The 17,839-nt window shown below is 60.4% G+C and carries 15 protein-coding genes and 1 pseudogene; 9 read left to right on the top strand and 7 right to left on the bottom strand.

Annotated features, from left to right (window positions below; translation table 11 throughout):
* Nucleotides 1-116: 116 nt before the first annotated feature.
* From OKC40_RS16230 to OKC40_RS16210, 5 genes are all read right to left on the bottom strand, one after another.
* Complete coding sequence (locus OKC40_RS16230) at nt 117-542, bottom strand: DUF2787 domain-containing protein (RefSeq protein ID WP_182936062.1); 426 nt, start codon at nt 540-542, stop codon at nt 117-119.
* 61 nt (nt 543-603) lie between these two features.
* Entirely contained in the window at nt 604-1,182 is a 579-nt protein-coding gene (locus OKC40_RS16225; protein ID WP_182936063.1) for a lecithin retinol acyltransferase family protein, read from the bottom strand.
* Between the two features lie 206 nt (nt 1,183-1,388).
* Nucleotides 1,389-1,607 (bottom strand): transposase, encoded by a 219-nt coding sequence (locus OKC40_RS16220; RefSeq protein ID WP_232091589.1) that lies wholly within the window; start codon nt 1,605-1,607, stop codon nt 1,389-1,391.
* Nucleotides 1,608-1,672: 65 nt separating this feature from the next.
* Nucleotides 1,673-4,006: a hypothetical protein gene (locus tag OKC40_RS16215; protein WP_182936064.1), complete on the bottom strand. Its 2,334-nt coding sequence runs from the start codon at nt 4,004-4,006 to the stop codon at nt 1,673-1,675.
* A 54-nt stretch (nt 4,007-4,060) separates the two neighbouring features.
* Nucleotides 4,061-4,609 carry a recombinase family protein gene (locus tag OKC40_RS16210; protein ID WP_182936065.1) on the bottom strand — a complete coding sequence of 183 codons (549 nt, stop codon included), beginning with the start codon at nt 4,607-4,609 and terminating at the stop codon, nt 4,061-4,063.
* 197 nt (nt 4,610-4,806) lie between these two features.
* Here OKC40_RS16210 and OKC40_RS16205 point away from each other — a divergent pair, with 197 nt between their 5' ends.
* The 4 genes from OKC40_RS16205 to OKC40_RS16190 are packed head-to-tail and all read left to right on the top strand — an operon-like array spanning nt 4,807 to nt 9,296.
* Nucleotides 4,807-6,486, top strand: coding sequence for a Mu transposase C-terminal domain-containing protein (locus tag OKC40_RS16205; RefSeq protein WP_048909960.1), 1,680 nt, complete (start codon nt 4,807-4,809; stop codon nt 6,484-6,486).
* Nucleotides 6,487-6,488: 2 nt separating this feature from the next.
* Nucleotides 6,489-7,397 (top strand): TniB family NTP-binding protein, encoded by a 909-nt coding sequence (locus tag OKC40_RS16200; protein WP_270795956.1) that lies wholly within the window; start codon nt 6,489-6,491, stop codon nt 7,395-7,397.
* Nucleotides 7,394-8,611, top strand: a complete 1,218-nt coding sequence (locus OKC40_RS16195; RefSeq protein WP_270795955.1) for a TniQ family protein — start codon at nt 7,394-7,396, stop codon at nt 8,609-8,611. The genes OKC40_RS16200 and OKC40_RS16195 overlap by 4 nt, the downstream gene beginning before the upstream one ends.
* 46 nt (nt 8,612-8,657) lie before the next feature.
* The gene (locus OKC40_RS16190) at nt 8,658-9,296 is read left to right on the top strand and encodes a recombinase family protein (protein WP_003830791.1); all 639 of its coding nucleotides are present in this window, start codon (nt 8,658-8,660) and stop codon (nt 9,294-9,296) included.
* Nucleotides 9,297-9,497: 201 nt separating this feature from the next.
* On the opposite strand, the gene OKC40_RS16185 is transcribed toward OKC40_RS16190, so the two are convergent.
* A complete protein-coding gene (locus OKC40_RS16185) occupies nt 9,498-9,851 on the bottom strand; it encodes a hypothetical protein (protein ID WP_202979119.1) in 354 nt (117 codons plus the stop codon).
* Between the two features lie 158 nt (nt 9,852-10,009).
* Nucleotides 10,010-10,702 carry a hypothetical protein gene (locus tag OKC40_RS16180; RefSeq protein WP_043851120.1) on the bottom strand — a complete coding sequence of 231 codons (693 nt, stop codon included), beginning with the start codon at nt 10,700-10,702 and terminating at the stop codon, nt 10,010-10,012.
* Between the two features lie 382 nt (nt 10,703-11,084).
* On the opposite strand from OKC40_RS16180, the pseudogene OKC40_RS22985 reads away from it, so the two are divergent.
* The 5 genes and pseudogenes from OKC40_RS22985 to OKC40_RS16150 all read left to right on the top strand — a co-directional run.
* A pseudogene (locus OKC40_RS22985) lies at nt 11,085-11,942 on the top strand (methyl-accepting chemotaxis protein); the annotation flags it as partial.
* A gap of 255 nt (nt 11,943-12,197) precedes the next feature.
* On the top strand, nt 12,198-13,166 hold the full coding sequence (locus tag OKC40_RS16165) for a substrate-binding domain-containing protein (RefSeq protein ID WP_043851129.1): 969 nt from the start codon (nt 12,198-12,200) through the stop codon (nt 13,164-13,166).
* A gap of 85 nt (nt 13,167-13,251) precedes the next feature.
* Nucleotides 13,252-16,464, top strand: coding sequence for an EAL domain-containing protein (locus OKC40_RS16160; RefSeq protein WP_270795949.1), 3,213 nt, complete (start codon nt 13,252-13,254; stop codon nt 16,462-16,464).
* Nucleotides 16,465-16,664: 200 nt separating this feature from the next.
* Nucleotides 16,665-16,913, top strand: coding sequence for a type II toxin-antitoxin system YafQ family toxin (locus OKC40_RS16155; protein ID WP_012585400.1), 249 nt, complete (start codon nt 16,665-16,667; stop codon nt 16,911-16,913).
* Nucleotides 16,914-17,039: 126 nt separating this feature from the next.
* Entirely contained in the window at nt 17,040-17,615 is a 576-nt protein-coding gene (locus tag OKC40_RS16150; protein WP_001173919.1) for a recombinase family protein, read from the top strand.
* Nucleotides 17,616-17,839: the final 224 nt, after the last annotated feature.

Here is a 17,839-nt window from a genome sequence, read left to right as displayed (position 1 = left end):
GTAGTAACCAGCGCTGGCCACGGTGGCGCGGTTGTATCTTGGCCTTGGCGGCGACCAGTCCCAGCCACTGGCGCGAGGTGTGGGAGAGCGGCAGTTCGTTAGTCATCACACACCTCCTACTCCCCGCTGACCGTGACGCTGAAGCATTCCAACCGGCAGTAGGCAATGAAGTTGCGCTGCCAGATATCGAACAACTCCCGCGCTTCGGTCAATCGCAGCGGCCCCCAGCCCAACATGCTGTGTTCGCCGTCGAGGAAGTTGAAATCAAGCTCTTTGCAGAGCTCTGCATCCTGACCCAAACCCTGGTAGCTAAAGTCGGTGACGTAATCGAACAGCCAGTCGTCGAGGCCGCGCACCAGGCGAATCTCGACTGGATGAACGCCACCTTGCTCAGCACTGTAGCCGGGGTTGCGAAAGTTGAAGGTCAGTTGGGTTAAGCTTTCGATATTGAGCTCGGTTTTAGCGATTTCTTGGTTGAGCAGAACCAGCAATGCTTGGTCAACGGGCAGGGCAAAGCCGTCCCGGAAAAAGGAAATAGTCATGGTGTTTCCTCATTAAGTTCAAAGCAGGGGAAACCCCCTGCTTTTGCTTTGAAGTGATGGATCAGTCGTTTAACCAATCCCATAGTTTGCTGACGCCATAGGCAGCGACAACGCCCACGGCAAGGGGAGCTAACAATGGAGCTGTGGCAATACCGGTCACCGACACTACCGTTGCAGCAGCGCCACTACCGCCAGCCGTTGTGGCCAGCGTGCTGGCAGCAAGTCCTGCCGTTGCACTGGTGGCCGCCTTGCCTAACGTGTGACGAGCGACTTCGGCAGCCACCACCGTTGCAACCGCGGTCTGCAGCAACTTGGGGGGACGGGCAAGTCCTTCGATGCACCAGGTAACAAATTGCTCGCCATTGGCAAATGGCTGGCCTTGTGCACCTTCGCTGAGCCGTGCGTAGGCCCGAGTCAGACACTCCTCTCGACTGAACAGCCGTTGGGCATGGGGCTTGACCTCAATGACGCCGTGTTGGCTGAATTCAGTCAGGGATGTCCGCGCCAGTTGGCCTGAGTGCTCTCCTGTAGGGGATGGAAGACAATGAATGACCTGGTCATAGCCAACAAAGATGCCGTGATGGTGGCCTTCAGGCAGCGGTGTTACCAAGTGATCGCCGATAATGAAATGTCGTGTCATGGGGTGGTTCCTCATCAAGAGTTGGAAATGAAAAAGGGCGTCACCGTAATGGTGACGCCCTTTGGCTTTGTTTTTCCTGAGCGGACTACTTGTCGCCCACGGTGATCTTCAGGGGTTGATGAAACTTAGGGGTGAAGATGGGGAGCCGGGTAACTCGCGCACAGGCCAGCAGAGGCGGCTGCCCAATTTATCATTGGCTCTCATCATTAAAGGTCACCACGGTTGCGAAGGATAGCCCGTGCCTGGCGCTTTTCCATGTCCGTTGTACTGCTGAAAAAACCGTTGTCATTGATGACCCTCTTCAACTCAGCACTGCTTTTCCCTTCCAGTCGAGCGCGGGTTTCATTCATTTCCTTTGCGCTATCCAAGGCGTCCTTTGCTACATCTTTAGCCAGTTTCCCGGCGCTTTCCCAAAATCCCATCATGTTCTCCTTTTTGTAAAAAACCGTAGAAAATAAATTGACGTGTTTTTTATCTTCCCAAACGATATTTATTGCCTGGTAAAAGTGAATGAAACACGGCTGCTCGGTGTCTCCTGGTAGATGTTGGTGCCGTCGACAAAACGTTGCAGTTCGGCCTGGAAGGCTGTGCCGTTGAACGGTGTGATCACGCGTAACAGATATTGCTGCGCCACATCGACACCGTCGCAGACCACGCTCACCACCATGTCCCCGCCGACCGGTGCGAACAGCAATTCCTGACGCACGGTGGCGGGGTTGCCACCGCAGATACCCTGGCTGATACCCGCCTCACGGCTGGCATGGAAGCTCAGCGGTGCGGTGCCAAACAGCAGTTCGGCGAACTCTTGGCCATCTGGGCTGGTATCGCTGCTCTGCACGCTCCAGCGCAGCGGTGAGCTGAAGAGCCCTTCTGCGAAAGTGGGCGTGCTGATGGCATTACCACCATCGATTGTCATGGTCTGCGTGGCGCTGGGCAAGCCGTTGGATTGCACCAGCTTGACGGTTGCCTTCAGTTCCAACTCTTCACCTTGCATGACTTGGTGCGAAACGGGCCAGACATCTGCAACGTTGGCTACGGGGGCGTAGTGATGGGTGGCAGTCAGGGTCTGGTTGGCACTATCAAACCGCCAATCCTGAGTCATAAACGGCTCGCTATTGCCCGCATATTTCAGGAACAACGGTTGGTTCAAGCCATCAGGCTGGCGCACATCCAGCTGGTAGAAGCGATTAGCGAGGGTGAAATCACCCGTTTGCTTCTTCAGATAGTCTTGCTCCAGATAGGCACCGGCCAGAGAGCGCCAGTGGGTCGGGTTGTAGTTTTGCAGCTCGACCTTGCCAAAGCGGGGGATGCTGCTGTCGAGCTCGGTCGCAGCACACCCACCACAAATCGGCTGGGCCAGCTTGATGGTGCTGTCACCGGTATAGCTCAGCTTGTCATCGCGGGTGAGGTTGAAGGGAGACTGGCCCAGCGCCGGGGCGTTGATGGTCAGGGCTTGGTTATCCAGTTGGTTCACAAACTGCGTATCCCCTTGCGCCGTGATGACGCTGGTGCGGGTCTCGTAGCTGCTGGGCGGGCCATTGGGATTGATGGGGTCTTTCCCTTTGAGCCAGAAGGTCAGGGCGCGGTGCTGTGTCCATGCGCCCTGGCTGTCGAGGCTCTCTTGGTCATCGCTTTGCAGGACATTGCCGACACACTGGTCGAGCGCCGTCAGGCTTGGGTTGGCTTGCCAGCGGGCGAACTCGGCTTGGATGTCGAAGCCTTCGCAATAGCTCTCTTCGGGTGACGGGGTCGTGTCCTGAGGAACGGGCGTGCCCTCGTTGGTGAACTCCGTGGTGTGGTAACTATAGAGACCATTCGCATCCTGACTGAAGGTGCCGCTGCGGATACTCTCGCCCTTGACGGTGGCATTGCCGCTCTCGTCGTAGGTCCAGTCCCAAGCGGAGTGCAGGTTATATTGCTTGCTGTCCCAGTTTTTGTGCTCCTCGTCGATAAAGCGGCGCAGTGGCTGCTGGGCATCATAGCCGCCCTTCTCATCGAGCAGCCAGCGGGTACTTTCGGTGCGGGTCGTCTCGATGGCATCCACCCGCTTGGAATAGACAACCTCTTGCAGGCGGATTTGCTGCCAGATGTCCTGATTGCGGTTGTACTCGCGCAGGTTGCGAATGCTGACCGTGACCAATTGCCATCCTTGCGGGTTGTCGGTGGCAAGGGCCGCAGCCAGCTCGGCTTGTAGGGCGCTCGCCTCGATGAGCTGTTGCTCTTTGGTGGCAGCCTCGTCGGCCAGGGCTGCGCTGTGTGTGTCACCCGCCGCCAGGTAATCGCCAAACAGCTTCTGCGCACTGGCCTCCTGCGTGGTCAGACCCAACTCGTTGGCAATCAGTTGTTTCTCCTTGGTGGCGATGCTGGATTGATACTGGGTCTTGCGCTGCTCGGGATCGGTGCTGGTGACCAGTTGGTGGGTATAGGGGCTGACCACAAACTCGGCACCGTCAACGTAGCCGAGCAGGGTCGGTGTCGCCTGGTTGACCGACCGAGCCGCAGCCTTCGACGAGATGGCTGGGGCGGCAAGAATGGCCCATGCCTGACGGGCGTCGGCCTGCTGCGTTTCTGGCAGGGTGAAGCTGAAACGCCCCTGACTGTCGGTGGTTGTCTGAGGTTCGCCGCTGTCGCACTGCTGGTTGGCATTGAGGTCTAGGCAGACGGTGCGCCCTACCAGGTAGTCGCTGGAGAGGGCGCGACCGGATAAGGTGATATCGGCGGGAGCACCATTGCCGCCATTATCACTGTTGCTGCCGTCACTGCCACCGCCGCAAGCACTGAGGACCAAAGCTGCGATTAATGAGAGATGATGATGTTTTTTCATTATTTTCTTCCTTGGTGTTGAATACGGATCTCATGTGTCAGGAGCGCCCCGACATTATTTTCCTGTTGCCCTGAGGATGCGCTGCACACTGGAAACGCTGATCCCCGCCAACCTTGCGATCTCGGCCCTGGGTAACCCACGCTCGGCCAGCGCCAGCACCTCGTTCCCTTTCGCCATGGCAGTGGGCTTGCGGCCCTTATAGACCCCGCGCTGCTTGGCGAGCTCAATTCCCTCGGCTTGACGTTCCAGCATCAGTTCCCGCTCAAAGGTGGCGATGGCGCCGATCATGGTCAGCATCAACTTGCCGGTCGGGGTTGAGGTGTCGATCCCCAGGTTCAAAATCCGCAGGGCAACCTGCCTGTGTTGCAAGTAATCTGAAATTTCCAACAGGTGGCGGGTGTTGCGAGCCAAACGATCCAGCTTGGTCACCATCACCACATCCCCCTCATTCACACCATCCAGCAGCAGGGCAAGTTGGGGCCGATCATCGCTGGCTCCGCTCACCTTCTCCTGGAAAATCTTGCTGCACTCGGCCAGCGCCTGAAGCTGGGTATCCAGGCTCTGGCCTACCGTGCTCACGCGTGCATAACCTACCAGTGCCATGGTCTCCTCCCGGTCAATAGGGCAAGCCCTAGTGACACTCACGAAATAGGCACTCTTGTCATTTTCAGAAGACGACTGCACCAGTTGATTGAGTGTAGCGGCTGTTGTGCAGCCAGCTCCTGACAGTCCAATATCAGAAGTGATCTGCACCAATCTCGACTATGCTCAATACTCGTGTGCACCAAAGCGAGGTGAGCATGACGACCGACACCCCACGGATTCCCGAGCAAGGCGTGGCCACTCTGCCTGATAAGGCTTGGGAGCGTGCGCGCCGTCGTGCGGAGATCATCGGCCCGTTGGCGCAGTCGGAGACGGTCGGGCACGAAGCGGCCGATATGGCTGCTCAGGCGTTGGGCTTGTCTCGGCGGCAGGTGTACGTTCTGATCCGGCGAGCCCGGCAAGGCAGCGGCCTCGTGACGGACCTGGTCCCCGGCCAATCCGGCGGTGGCAAAGGCAAGGGGCGCTTGCCGGAGCCGGTCGAGCGCATCATCCGCGAGTTGCTGCAAAAGCGGTTCCTGACCAAGCAGAAACGGACTCTGGCAGCGTTCCACCGCGAGGTCGCGCAGACTTGCAAAACGCAAAAGCTGCGGGTGCCGGCGCGCAACACCGTGGCATTGAGGATCGCCGGCCTCGATCCGCGCAAGGTCACTCGCCGGCGGGAAGGCCAGGATGCGTCCCGCGGCCTGCAAGGTGCTGGCGGCGAACCTCCTGCCGTGACAGCACCGCTGGAGCAAGTACAGATTGACCACACGGTCATCGACGTGATCGTGGTCGATGAGCGCGACCGGCAACCGATTGGCCGCCCGTATCTGACCATCGCCATCGACGTGTTCACCCGCTGCGTGCTCGGCATGGTCGTCACGCTGGAAGCACCATCTGCCGTCTCGGTCGGCCTGTGCCTGGCGCATGTCGCCTGCGACAAGCGCCCCTGGCTGGAAGGGCTGAACGTGAAAATGGAGTGGCCGATGAGCGGCAAGCCCAGGCTGCTCTACCTGGACAACGCGGCCGAGTTCAAGAGCGAAGCGCTTCGCCGAGGCTGCGAGCAGCATGGCATCCGGCTTGACTATCGCCCGCTCGGGCAGCCGCACTACGGCGGCATCGTGGAACGGATCATCGGCACGGCGATGCAGATGATCCACGACGAACTGCCGGGAACGACCTTCTCCAACCCTGACCAGCGAGGCGACTACGATTCCGAAAACAAGGCCGCCCTGACGCTGCGCGAGCTGGAGCGCTGGCTCACATTGGCGGTCGGCACCTACCACGGCTCCGTGCACAACGGTCTGCTTCAGCCGCCGGAAGCGCGCTGGGCCGAGGCGGTGGCCCGCATCGGTGTGCCGGCCGTCGTCACCCGCGCCACTGCCTTTCTGGTCGATTTCCTGCCCATCCTCCGCCGCACGCTGACCCGCACCGGCTTCGTCATCGACCACATTCACTACTACGCCGACGCGCTCAAGCCGTGGATCGCACGGCGTGAGCGCTGGCCGTCCTTTCTGATCCGGCGCGACCCGCGCGACATAAGCCGCATCTGGGTGCTGGAACCGGAGGGGCAGCATTACCTGGAAGTCCCCTACCGTACTTTGTCGCACCCGGCTGTCACCCTATGGGAACAAAGGCAGGCGCTAGCGAAATTGCGGCAGCAAGGGCGCGAGCAGGTGGATGAATCGGCGCTGTTCCGCATGATCGGGCAGATGCGCGAGATCGTGACCACCGCACAGAAGGCCACGCGCAAGGCGCGGCGCGATGCGGATCGACGCCAACACCTCAAGGCGTTGGTTCCGCCGGACAAGCTGACTCCGCCAGAAACGGACGTTGCGGCCGCGCAGGCAGACAACTTGCCGCCCGCCAAACCGTTCGACCAGATTGAGGAGTGGTAGCCGTGGACGAATATCCCATCATCGACCTATCCCACCTGCTGCCGGCGGTGCAGGGGCTGGCTCGGCTGCCGGCGGACGAGCGCATCCAGCGCCTTCGCGCCGACCGCTGGATCGGCTATCCCCGCGCGGTCGAGGCGTTGAACCGGCTGGAAACCTTGTATGCGTGGCCGAACAAGCAGCGCATGCCTAACCTGCTGCTGATCGGCCCGACCAACAACGGCAAGTCGATGATCGTCGAGAAATTCCGGCGCACGCATCCGGCCAGCTCCGACGCCGACCAGGAGCACATTCCGGTGCTTGTCGTGCAGATGCCGTCCGAGCCTTCGGTGATCCGCTTCTACGTCGCACAGCTCGCCGCGATGGGCGCTCCCTTGCGCCCGCGCCCACGACTGCCGGAAATGGAGCAATTGGCGCTGGCCTTGCTGCGCAAGGTCGGCGTGCGCATGTTGGTGATCGATGAACTGCACAACGTCCTGGCCGGCAACAGCGTCAACCGTCGGGAATTCCTTAACCTGCTGCGCTTCCTCGGCAACGAGCTGCGCATCCCGCTGGTCGGTGTCGGCACGCGCGACGCCTATCTGGCGATCCGGTCGGACGACCAGTTGGAGAACCGCTTCGAGCCCATGATGCTGCCGCTGTGGGAGGCCAACGACGATTGCTGCTCGCTGCTGGCCAGTTTTGCCGCGTCGCTCCCGCTGCGGCGGCCTTCCCCAATTGCCACGCCGGATATGGCCCGTTACCTGCTCACGCGCAGCGAAGGCACCATTGGTGAATTGGCGCACCTGTTGATGGCGGCGGCGGTCGCCGCCCTGGAAAGCGGTGAAGAAGCGATCAATCACCGCACGCTCAGCATGGCCGATTACACCGGCCCTGGCGAGCGGCGTCGGCAGTTCGAGCGGGAACTGATGTGAAACCGGCAGCACGCTGGCCGCTGCATCCTGCTCCCAGGGAAGGCGAAGCCTTGTCCTCATGGCTCCAGCGTGTCGCCGCCCGCTACCAGATGGACTTGTATGACCTGCTGGAGCACGACCTTGATCACGGCCGGGTCGATGACCTGGATACTGCGCCACCTCCGGCGCTGCTGACGGCCCTCTCCCTGCGCAGCGGCATTGAGCTGGAGCGGCTGCGTTGCATGAGTTTCGCTGGCTGGGTGCCGTGGCTGCTGGACAGCCTCGATTCCCGGATTCCAGACGCGCTGGAAACCTATGCGTTCCAGTTCTCGCTATTGCTGCCGAGACGCGGCCGCAAGACGAGATCAATCACGAGCTGGCGCGCCTGGCTGCCAAGCCAGCCGATTCACCGCGCCTGCCCGCTTTGCCTGAACGACTCGGAGGATCAAGCCATACTGCTCGCGTGGAAATTGCCGTTGATGCTGAGCTGCCCGCAACATGGCTGCTGGCTGGAATCCTATAGTGGCGTGCCGGGGCAGTTTCTCGGCTGGGAAAACGCCGATGCGGCCCCACGCACGGCCAGCGACGCGATGGTGGCAATGGACCGACGTACTTGGCAGGCGCTGACGACGGGTTACGTCGAGCTGCCGCGCCGACGCATTCATGCCGGCCTCTGGTTTCGGTTGCTGCGCACCCTGCTCGATGAGCTGAACACGCCACTCTCGCAGTGCGGGCCTTGCGTCTGGAGCATTCGCCATGTCTGGGCGTGCTGCGGCCATCTACTGCGCGCTGGACAAAGCCAGTGGCGTCCCTACGAGATTCTGGCCCCGGCGGTGCAGTTACAAATGCTGGAGGCGGCGGCTACCGCCATCGAGCTGATCGAATCGAGCGTGGTGCGTCCACACGGGGAGTTGGGAGCACTGTTCTTGTCGGAGCCGCACACCGGGTTCACCAATGGCCTGCCCGAGAAGAAACGTAAGCCTGAGCCTGTCGATCACTGGCGGGAGGCGGTCAAGGCGCTCAACGAGGCTATCGCCGAGGCCCGACATAATTGCGAAACGGCCCGCTCACTGTTCACGCTGGCGTCTTATGGGCGGCGCGACCCCGAGTCCCTGGATCGCTTGCGCGACACGTTTGCCCAGGAGGGCATTCCCCCGGAATTTCTGTCACATTATGTTCCTCGCGAACCCTTTGCATTCCTTAGTATGAATGACGGGTTAAGTGACAAAATTTGACGATCAGAACTTTCCAACCCACACTGTCACATAATCGAACGTATACGTGACGGGTGAAAAGGTGCTGATCGGCTACATGCGGGTATCGAAGGCGGACGGATCCCAGTCCACCAATTTGCAACGCGATGCGCTCATCGCCGCTGGTGTGAGCCTTGCGCACCTTTACGAGGATCTGGCCTCGGGCAGGCGCGATGATCGCCCAGGGTTGGCTGCTTGCCTGAAGGCGCTTCGTGAAGGGGACACGCTGATCGTGTGGAAGCTCGATCGGCTTGGCCGTGATCTGCGCCACCTGATCAACACCGTGCACGACCTAACTGCGCGTAGCGTGGGCCTGAAGGTCCTGACCGGTCACGGTGCGGCGGTCGACACGACGACTGCCGCCGGCAAGCTTGTGTTCGGTATTTTTGCCGCGCTGGCCGAGTTCGAGCGTGAGTTGATTTCCGAGCGAACAGTCGCTGGACTTATCTCGGCGCGCGCTCGCGGCAGGAAAGGGGGGCGCCCCTTCAAGATGACCGCCGCCAAGCTACGCCTGGCGATGGCCAGCATGGGGCAACCGGAAACCAAGGTGGGCGATCTCTGCGAAGAACTCGGGATTACCCGGCAGACGCTCTACCGGCACGTGTCGCCCAAGGGCGAACTGCGGCCAGACGGCGTAAAGCTGCTCTCCCTCGGTTCAGCCGCATAAATGGAGGCGACCTGGAACGGGGCGCTGTTCAGTGCGGCAACGATCCGATTACCGGTGTCGACCCGGACCAGCCAGTCGCTGACACAACGGCTGAAGGGCTTTGTCCTGCAGGAACCGGCCGTTCGCGAGCGACATTCTTTCCGCTCGCAACTGTATCGGATGTATGACGGACGCCCCTTCCATTGAACAGAATGGCGGTGTTCATTCGATTTCGGACTCGATGTCCGTGTTACGCCACTCGAGAGGCAATTCCGACTGGGCACAGTACCGAGCGTCAAGAGCGACGACGTCCTGCTCCTTGGCCAAGAAGCGGGAGTCATTATCAAGTATGTATTGCAGATGCCGAGTCTCCGGCGCGTCCCCCTGGAAATCGGCGCACTCTTCTTCCACGCGATAAGTGGCTGGACCGGTCTGCTCGATACGCTTGAACTCGCAGAAATACCGCGCTCCGCCGATGCCATTCCGTCTCAGAAGCAAGAGGGTGGCGTTCGAGGCTTTGGCGCAAGGCGTATCGCTGGCGACGTAGTAGCCGCGCTGCAGCGGGAGGACAGCCACCTGCCGGAGGCTTTGCGCTGTCGTTGCGCGGACGTCTCGGGAGGCTTGGAGCTCAGGCGAAGGATTGCACGCTGCACTCAGGAGGCATAGCAGGATGATCCGGCACTGAGCCCACTTTGCCCTCGTGACGGACGTCTGGAGGGTACCAGGCGCCTTGCTCATGATGCCGGCATGGCCAAGTTCAACGCCTTGCCGATCTCAGTGGCAACGCCCTTGGCAGTGACCTCATCCAGTCCGGCAGCGAGCACATAAGCCTTTCCGGCAGCTTCGACTTCAACCCGATACGCCACCTCGGCAAGTGCTCGCCGACCCGCCAGCCCCATCGTGACGCCGGTGGGAATGCCTTGATTCGCGTCGTAAACGATCTCGACGCCCCCAGCGAACTTGTTCCTGATGCGCAGGTCATGAATGTCGTCCTTACGCAAGAAGGTTCCGTCGGTCTCAATGCCTTCTGGATTCACGCGAAAACGGCGAGGTGCCGTGGGATTGCCACCCCGGTGGTCCTGCAGCAAGACCAGCCATGTCAGCAAAGCGAAGATCAAGCCCAGGACCCACAGGTAAGCCATTCCACTTCCCACGACGCCTGCGCCCAGGATGATCGAGAGCACGGCAGGAAACCAGAGAATGGGCGGCGCAGCGGGAACAACTGTCAACTGCAGCCAAGCGCCATCTTCCTGTTTGACATACTCGGCCGCATTCTTCGAGGAGGCGCGGAAACGCCGGTATGCAAAGAACAACAAAATTGCGGCGAACGCATATTTGACGGCAGCTTCTCCGAGGGATCTAGGACTGGCCAGCAGCAGAAACCAAAGGCCTGCAACACCATAGATGACTGCAATGACTCGATTCATAGTTCTCCCTTCCTTCGCAACCGAATAGAGATTCCGCACGAGGACGTCGAACGCGAAAATTACCTGAAAGATGTCATAAAGTCAGCATCTCGAATTCTCAAGGCACCGGCTCGTCCTCAATCTGAGCGAAGCTGCCGTTCGAGTGACGACGCTACAGACAGGCCGACCGGCAGCAGTTGGCCGGCAGCAGCCCGTCGTTGCCTGATGGATCCAACCCCTCCGCTGCTATAGTGCAGTCGGCTTCTGACGTTCAGTGCAGCCGTCTTCTGAAAACGACAGCGCGACACAGTAAATCAAGGCATTGCGGTTCTCGAAAATAGTTCTTGAAAGGCTATTCTCGACCCCTTAGCATTGCAATGAGTTTCGATAAGAAAGGATACCCATGCGACCGTCCGTTGTGCTCGACATGAAACGAAGTGCAGTGCGCGAAGCAGTAAGCCGTTTTCGCACGGCGAACCCGCGCGTCTTCGGATCGGTGCTGCATGGTACTGACCGCGATGGCAGCGACCTCGATCTACTGGTCGATGCGCTGCCGGGTGCCACGTTGTTGGACTTGGGCGATCTGCAAGACGACCTGGAATCCTTGCTTGGCGTTCCCGTCGATTTGCTGACGCCCGGCGATCTGCGAAAACGCCTTAATCTTGAGCGCCGCGACGTGGTGGGCAGCATTGCCCGCAAGGCAGACAAGCTGACTTCATCGGTCCAGGCGACGATTCAAGGAATTGCCGACATCGCCCAGCAGGTTGCACTCGCCACCCAGGACGTCAACGCGGGGATAAAAATTTCGCATACGTCAGCGCAAAAGCAGAGCGAAGCTACCTCCTCGGCGGCGGCAGCCATTGAGCAGGTCACCGTGTCCATCGGCGAAGTGGCGGCTCACGCCAGGGCCACCATGGAGACGGCGACCCATACCGGCGAGGTGTCGCGCCAAGGCACTCAAATCACGAAGGACGCCAGCAAAACCATCGAGTCCCTGGCCGATACCGTTCGCCAGTCGGCCGAGCAGGTGGAAGCCCTGGGGCAACGCTCCGAGGAAATCAGCCGTGTCACGAGTGTCATCAAGGACATTGCGGACCAGACCAACCTGCTGGCGCTCAATGCAGCCATCGAAGCCGCTCGCGCCGGAGAAACCGGGCGCGGCTTTGCCGTGGTGGCCGACGAAGTGCGCAAACTTGCCGAGCGAACCGCCAGAGCGACACAGGAAATCGGACAAATGACGCAGAGTATACAAAACGAAACCCAACACGCGGTCGACGGCAACTCACCCCAAGGCTGTGGAAGCAACACTTCGCGGCCAATCCGCTTCGATCCGATCTCCACCCGCGCTCGAAGTAGGCAAGAACGCCGCTCGGTTACCGCTTACGTTGCTGCTGGCCACCCTGATTGCCTCCAAGAGACGGACCGCCGAAGTGGTCGAGATCGTGGCCACAGTCAAGCTGCTCCGCCGGTCGGAAAGAAGCTGGTAACATTTGTCACCTTTCCCAGAGTGACGCTCATGCGGCCGATCCGATGTCTTGCCTTCCTGGTCCTGTCGTTGGTCTTTGCTGGGTGTGGTGAGGGTGTCGATCGAGAACCCGCGGTCGCAATCTCCACATCCCCGCCCCCCGTTGTAAAGCCGCGAGTGGCGTTGGTCATGAAAACGCTGACCAATCCGTTCTTCGTTGAGATGGAGAAGGGTGCGCGCAAGGCGGAGATTGAGCTCGGCATTGAACTGATCGTCAAGACGGCAGCGCAGGAAACCTCATTCGAACAGCAGGTTTCGATCGTCGAAGATCTAGTTCAGAACAAGCGGGCCGATGCGCTCGTGATCGCCCCTGCGAATGCACACCATCTGATTCCTGCGGTGCGAAAGGCGCGTGATGCGGGTATTCCGGTGGTGATTATCGATGCCCGCCTGGATGCCACCCAACTCGCAGTGGCGGATCTCGCCGGCCTGCCCTTTATCAGCGTGGACAACGAGAAGGGGGCCTATCTCGCGGTCAAGGCGCTGAGCGCAGGGATTGAAGTGCCGACCACGGCAGCCATTCTCGAAGGCATTCGTAGTGCCGAGAATGCGCAGGCGCGCAAGCAAGGTGCGGAGCGTGCGTTTTCAGAGAACACGGCGATCCGAGTGGTTGCCAGTGAAACCGCCAACTGGAAGATCGATGAGGCCTATGAGGTAACCAGGAAAATGTTCGAGCTGCATCCGGGCATCGGCCTGCTGTTCGCCGCCAACGACATGATGGCACTGGGAGCCTTGCGATACTTGAGCGACAATGGGCTGAGCTCGGTCAAGGTGGCCGGTTTCGACGCCTTGCCCGAAATCCGGACCATGGTCGATCAGGGCAAGCTAGCGGTTACCGTCGACCAGCGCTCGGCGGAGCAAGGTTATCAAGGTGTTCTGTATGCGATTCGCCTGCTCAAGGGCGAAAAAGTGCCATCAGAAACGCTGATCGATGTGGCGCTGGTCAGCGCGCCGAAGTAGGCCCGGGATTGCGTTTGAACATCATGACGATCAAATTCGCCGCTCCCTTGGCGGAGTCGGCCCGTTGCTCATGGGTGGGGGGCGGATGCGGCTGAACCTCACCCAGCGCTTCACTGTCTACCTGATTGTGCTTAGCATCCTGCCACTGTTGGTGGTGGGCTTATCGGCGATACACCTGTCGAACCAGGCTCTGGAACATGAGACGCGCAGCAGTGCGATTCAACAGGCTCACGACAAGGCTGCCCTGCTCAACGGGCAGATGGCGCAGATCGAAGCATTGATCGCTAACATCAGCGGGGTTGAGCAGATTGTCGAGGCGGTCTCGGCTGAGCCGCCCGATGGCGATGTGTTCACGCGCCTGGCCACCCAGGCGAAGATCGGCTACGTGCTCAACAATTACATCAACCTGGACGGCCTTGTCTCCATCGACATTTTTACCTTGGGGGGTAGTCACTACCACGTCGGCGACACCCTGGTTTCAAATAACCTGGATGTAACGGCGCGCGAACAGTTGATCGCAGAGACCCTGGCCGCTCCCAGCCGGATACATTGGGCAGGTGTGCAGGCCAACCTCAATCGTGACTCCGCCCACCGCCAGGTGGTAACGGTAGCCCGAGTGATTCACCGTTTCGATCTGGCGACTTCGCGCGAGGTCCCGGTCGCCTTGCTGCTGATCAACTACGACCCACACCAGATTCGCCGCGAGTTCAGCAAAGCAGGCGTTAGCGAAGATCGCCTGCTGATCGTGTTGGACGGGCGTGATCGCCTCGTATATCACCCCGATCCAGCACGCCTCGGCTCGCACGCAGAACCAGCGTTGATTGCCCAGCTGGCCGAAGCACACAGCGCGACGGTAACGATCAATGCTGCAAGTGGAGTACTCATTAGTCAAGTCGCCCTGCACGCTCCCGGCTGGCGACTTGCGATCTTGGTTCCGGAAGAAACGCGGTATCGCTCAGCGCAGGCCATTGGACGGACCACCACCGTGGCGATGCTGGTGTCGCTCCTTATCGTGGGCGTGGGGGCGGTCTTGTTCGCGCGCCGGGTGGTGCAACCGATTCGTGATGTTGCCAGACTCTTCGGGCAACTACGCGACCTGCCCGATGCCGAATTGCTGCCGCTGGCGCCGCGCGGCGATGACGAGATCGGCAATCTCTCGCGCGGGTTCAATGCCTTTCTGGATGGTTTGAATGTCCGGCGTCAATCCGACGCAAAGCTCCAACTCGCAGCAAGCGTATTCAGCCACGCCCGTGAAGGTATCGTTATCACCGATGCCGATGGCCACATTATCGAGGTCAACGACGCCTTCACCCGTATCACCGGCTATCCCCGAAACGAGGTACTCGGCCGCAACCCCCGCATCCTCAGCTCCGGGCGCCATGATCGAGCTTTCTATGACGAGATGTGGCGTGATCTGCGCACCCGAGGGTACTGGGAGGGGGAGGTCTGGAATATGCGCAAGTCCGGACAGGAGTACGCCCAGTCACTCGCAATCGCGGCCGTGCGCGGGAGCGATCAGCAGACCTCCCACTATGTGGCGCTGTTCTCGGACATCACGCGGCAAAAGGACAATGAGCAGCAGCTCAGGCATATCGCGCACTTCGATCCGCTCACCGGCCTTCCCAACCGGGTGCTGCTGGCCGATCGCCTCGAGCAGGCCATCGTACGGGTAAGGCGCAGCGGCCTGCCGCTGGCACTGGCTTATATCGATCTGGATGGGTTCAAGTCAGTAAATGATGTACATGGCCATGACGTCGGCGATCAACTGTTGGTGACCCTTGCCGCGCGCATGAAGGATTGCCTGCGCGAGGGCGATACCGTCGCCCGCCTGGGTGGCGACGAGTTCGTCGCCGTACTTGCCGATCTGAGCAATCAGAGTACAGCGAAGGATCTGATCGATCGATTGCTGTCCGTCATCGCCCAACCGGTAAAGGTGGATGGCGTGGTCGTTCAGGTTTCCGGCAGCATCGGGATTTCCCACTACCCGCAAAGTGATGATGTCGATCCCGATCAGTTGCTGCGCCAGGCGGACCAAGCGATGTACCAGGCCAAGGTCGCGGGCAAGAACCGTTACCATATTTTTGACACCGCACGGGATGCAAGTCTGCGCGGTCAGCACGAGCACCTGGAGCGCATCCGGGAGGGATTAATCAAGAACGAGTTCGTGCTTCACTACCAGCCCAAGGTCAACATGCGCAGCGGCGAGGTGATCGGAGCCGAGGCCCTGATCCGGTGGCAACACCCGGATCAGGGCCTGCTTGCACCCGTGGAGTTTCTGCCGCCGATCGCACAACATCCGCTGGAAGTGGAACTGGGACGCTGGGTGATCGACACTGCGCTGACCCAGATCGCGGCATGGCAGGACGCGGGAGTCGATTTACCGGTTAGCGTGAACATCTCCGGCTTTCATCTGCAGCAGGCCGGTTTTCTGGATGAACTGCGAGCCCTGCTGGCAGCGCACCCGAACGTGCCGCGCGGCTATCTTGAGCTAGAAGTGCTGGAGAGTAGCGCTCTCGAAGACATCGCCCTGGTCTCCGCGGTTATCGATGCATCCGCGACGCTCGGAGTCAGTTTTGCGCTCGATGATTTTGGCACCGGTTATTCGTCGCTCACCTATCTCAAGCGCCTGCCGGCGCAAGTGCTCAAGATCGATCAGAGCTTCGTTCACGACATGCTGCAGGACTCGGACGACCTCGCTATTCTAGAAGGAATACTGGGGCTGGCCACCGCCTTTCGGCGCAGGGCGATTGCCGAGGGGGTGGAGACGGTGGCGCACGGCGAAACCCTGCTGCGGCTCGGCTGCGATCTGGGCCAGGGCTATGGCATCGCCCGACCGATGGCGGCGGCCGATCTGCCTGCGTGGCGCCAGCGTTGGCGCCCCGACCCACGATGGGCGCATGCACACTGCCTCGACCGCGAGCTGATGCCGGTGCTGATTGCCGGTGTCGAGCATCGAGGCTGGATTGTTGCCCTGGGGGAACACCTCGATGGCAGGCGCGACGCGCCGCCGCCACTCGATCATCATCAATGCCGATTCGGCCAGTGGCTCGACAAGACCATCCATCAGCCGCGCCACGCCGCAACCTTCGCCACCATTGAAACCTTACATCTCCGGGTACACGCGCTGGCCGCCGACTTGCTCAAGCGGCGTTCGCAGGGTCACGATGTCGAAGCTTTGGCCGGTATGGCGGAACTTCACGCACTCTGGGACGCGCTGCTGGTCCACCTCGAATACCTGTTGAAGGACGATCCGCGCAGCCTGGCGCCGTCGTCTGGAGGCGGATCAAACTGTCGATAGAGAATCCCCCCTGAATCGCCCCGGGTTTGGTGGAGTCGGCACCGGTCGTAGCTTCCGGACACTTAAAGACCGTCAATCTCCGTGCGGTTCCGCCCCCGCTGCTTGGCTTGATACAGCGCCGCATCGGCTGCGGCCAGTAACAGGAATAGCTGTCATTTTCAGAAGACGACTGCACCAGACAACGCGGTTTGAAGGCTGTTGTGCAGTCGTCTATTGAACGAACAGTATCAGGAGTCCGCTGCACGAATGATGACCTCAAGCCGGTTCTGGTCGCGCTGGCGACCGATCAGCCCCTGGATGTGCGATACCGCGACCACGATCTTTCCGGCGATTGGGCGGGCTACCGCGAATGCCACATCAAGCCCGACCTGCTGCTGATCTACCGCAAGTCCGACGCCGACACCCTGCGACTGGCGCGGCTTGGCTCCCATAGCGAGCTGTTCGGCTGATGCCAGTCGCCTTGTCCGCCAAACGATCATTAGGCGGCCAAACCGGACGCCTGTCCGAAAACATCTTGCGCAACGGGATGACGGACAATAAGATAGGCGGACGGTATAACGGACAAATGGGCGGAAATGGCACTCATCGGCTATGCGCGGGTATCGACGGCGGAACAGGACACCGCCTTGCAGACGGATGCGCTGCGCAATGCAGGCTGCGAACGGGTTTTCGAGGACACGGCATCCGGGGCCAAGGCAGACCGGCCCGGCTTGGCCGATGCGCTGGCTTATCTGCGCGATGGCGATGTGCTGGTCGTCTGGCGGCTGGATCGGCTTGGCCGCTCCCTGCCGCACCTGATTGAGACGGTCGGCAAGCTGGAAGCACGGGGCGTCGGCTTCCGCTCGTTGACTGAAAACATCGACACCACCACGCCGGGCGGACGGCTCATCTTCCATGTGTTCGGTGCGCTGGGCCAGTTCGAGCGCGACCTGATCCGCGAGCGCACCAAGGCCGGGTTGACCGCTGCCGCCGCACGCGGGCGCAAAGGCGGACGCAAGCCGGTTGTCACTGCCGACAAGTTGCAACGAGCGCGGGAGCTTGTCGCCAACGGCTTGAATGTCCGCGAGGCCGCCGCACGCCTCAAGGTAGGAAAAACCGCTCTCTACGCTGCCTTGCAGGCGGCCAGTTCTGGCAGTGCAGCCGACTCCTGATATTTCGTGCAGTCGCCTTCTGAAAACGACAACTCTTTTCAGCAATTTTCCGCCCATTTCAGGTCAATAAGGTCTCTTTGAGGCTTTTGACCTAGGGGGTCAGTGTACCTTGATCTATTGACTCAAAACCAGTGATGGGGATAAAAGACAGGGCCGTTTTGTGACAGACTCCCCGTCATGAGGTCGTAGCCAGATGTACTGCTACGAGTTGATTTGAGTGGATT

The organism is Aeromonas sp. QDB11, from assembly GCF_027705265.1.
Lineage (GTDB): Bacteria > Pseudomonadota > Gammaproteobacteria > Enterobacterales > Aeromonadaceae > Aeromonas > Aeromonas allosaccharophila.
Note: the sequence above shows the minus strand (reverse complement) of the source record. Positions and strands in the feature narration are given on the sequence as shown.

Bases quoted from the DNA above. Each gene is read 5' to 3' on its own strand.
- OKC40_RS16150 (WP_001173919.1), top strand. From the start codon at position 17,040: ATGGCACTCATCGGCTATGCGCGGGTATCGACGGCGGAACAGGACACC.
- OKC40_RS16210 (WP_182936065.1), bottom strand. From the start codon at position 4,609: ATGGCACTGGTAGGTTATGCACGCGTGAGCACGGTAGGCCAGAGCCTG.
- OKC40_RS16225 (WP_182936063.1), bottom strand. From the start codon at position 1,182: ATGACACGACATTTCATTATCGGCGATCACTTGGTAACACCGCTGCCT.
- OKC40_RS16220 (WP_232091589.1), bottom strand. From the start codon at position 1,607: ATGATGGGATTTTGGGAAAGCGCCGGGAAACTGGCTAAAGATGTAGCA.
- OKC40_RS16160 (WP_270795949.1), top strand. From the start codon at position 13,252: ATGCGGCTGAACCTCACCCAGCGCTTCACTGTCTACCTGATTGTGCTT.
- OKC40_RS16180 (WP_043851120.1), bottom strand. From the start codon at position 10,702: ATGAATCGAGTCATTGCAGTCATCTATGGTGTTGCAGGCCTTTGGTTT.
- OKC40_RS16165 (WP_043851129.1), top strand. From the start codon at position 12,198: ATGCGGCCGATCCGATGTCTTGCCTTCCTGGTCCTGTCGTTGGTCTTT.
- OKC40_RS16205 (WP_048909960.1), top strand. From the start codon at position 4,807: ATGACGACCGACACCCCACGGATTCCCGAGCAAGGCGTGGCCACTCTG.
- OKC40_RS16230 (WP_182936062.1), bottom strand. From the start codon at position 542: ATGACTATTTCCTTTTTCCGGGACGGCTTTGCCCTGCCCGTTGACCAA.
- OKC40_RS16215 (WP_182936064.1), bottom strand. From the start codon at position 4,006: ATGAAAAAACATCATCATCTCTCATTAATCGCAGCTTTGGTCCTCAGT.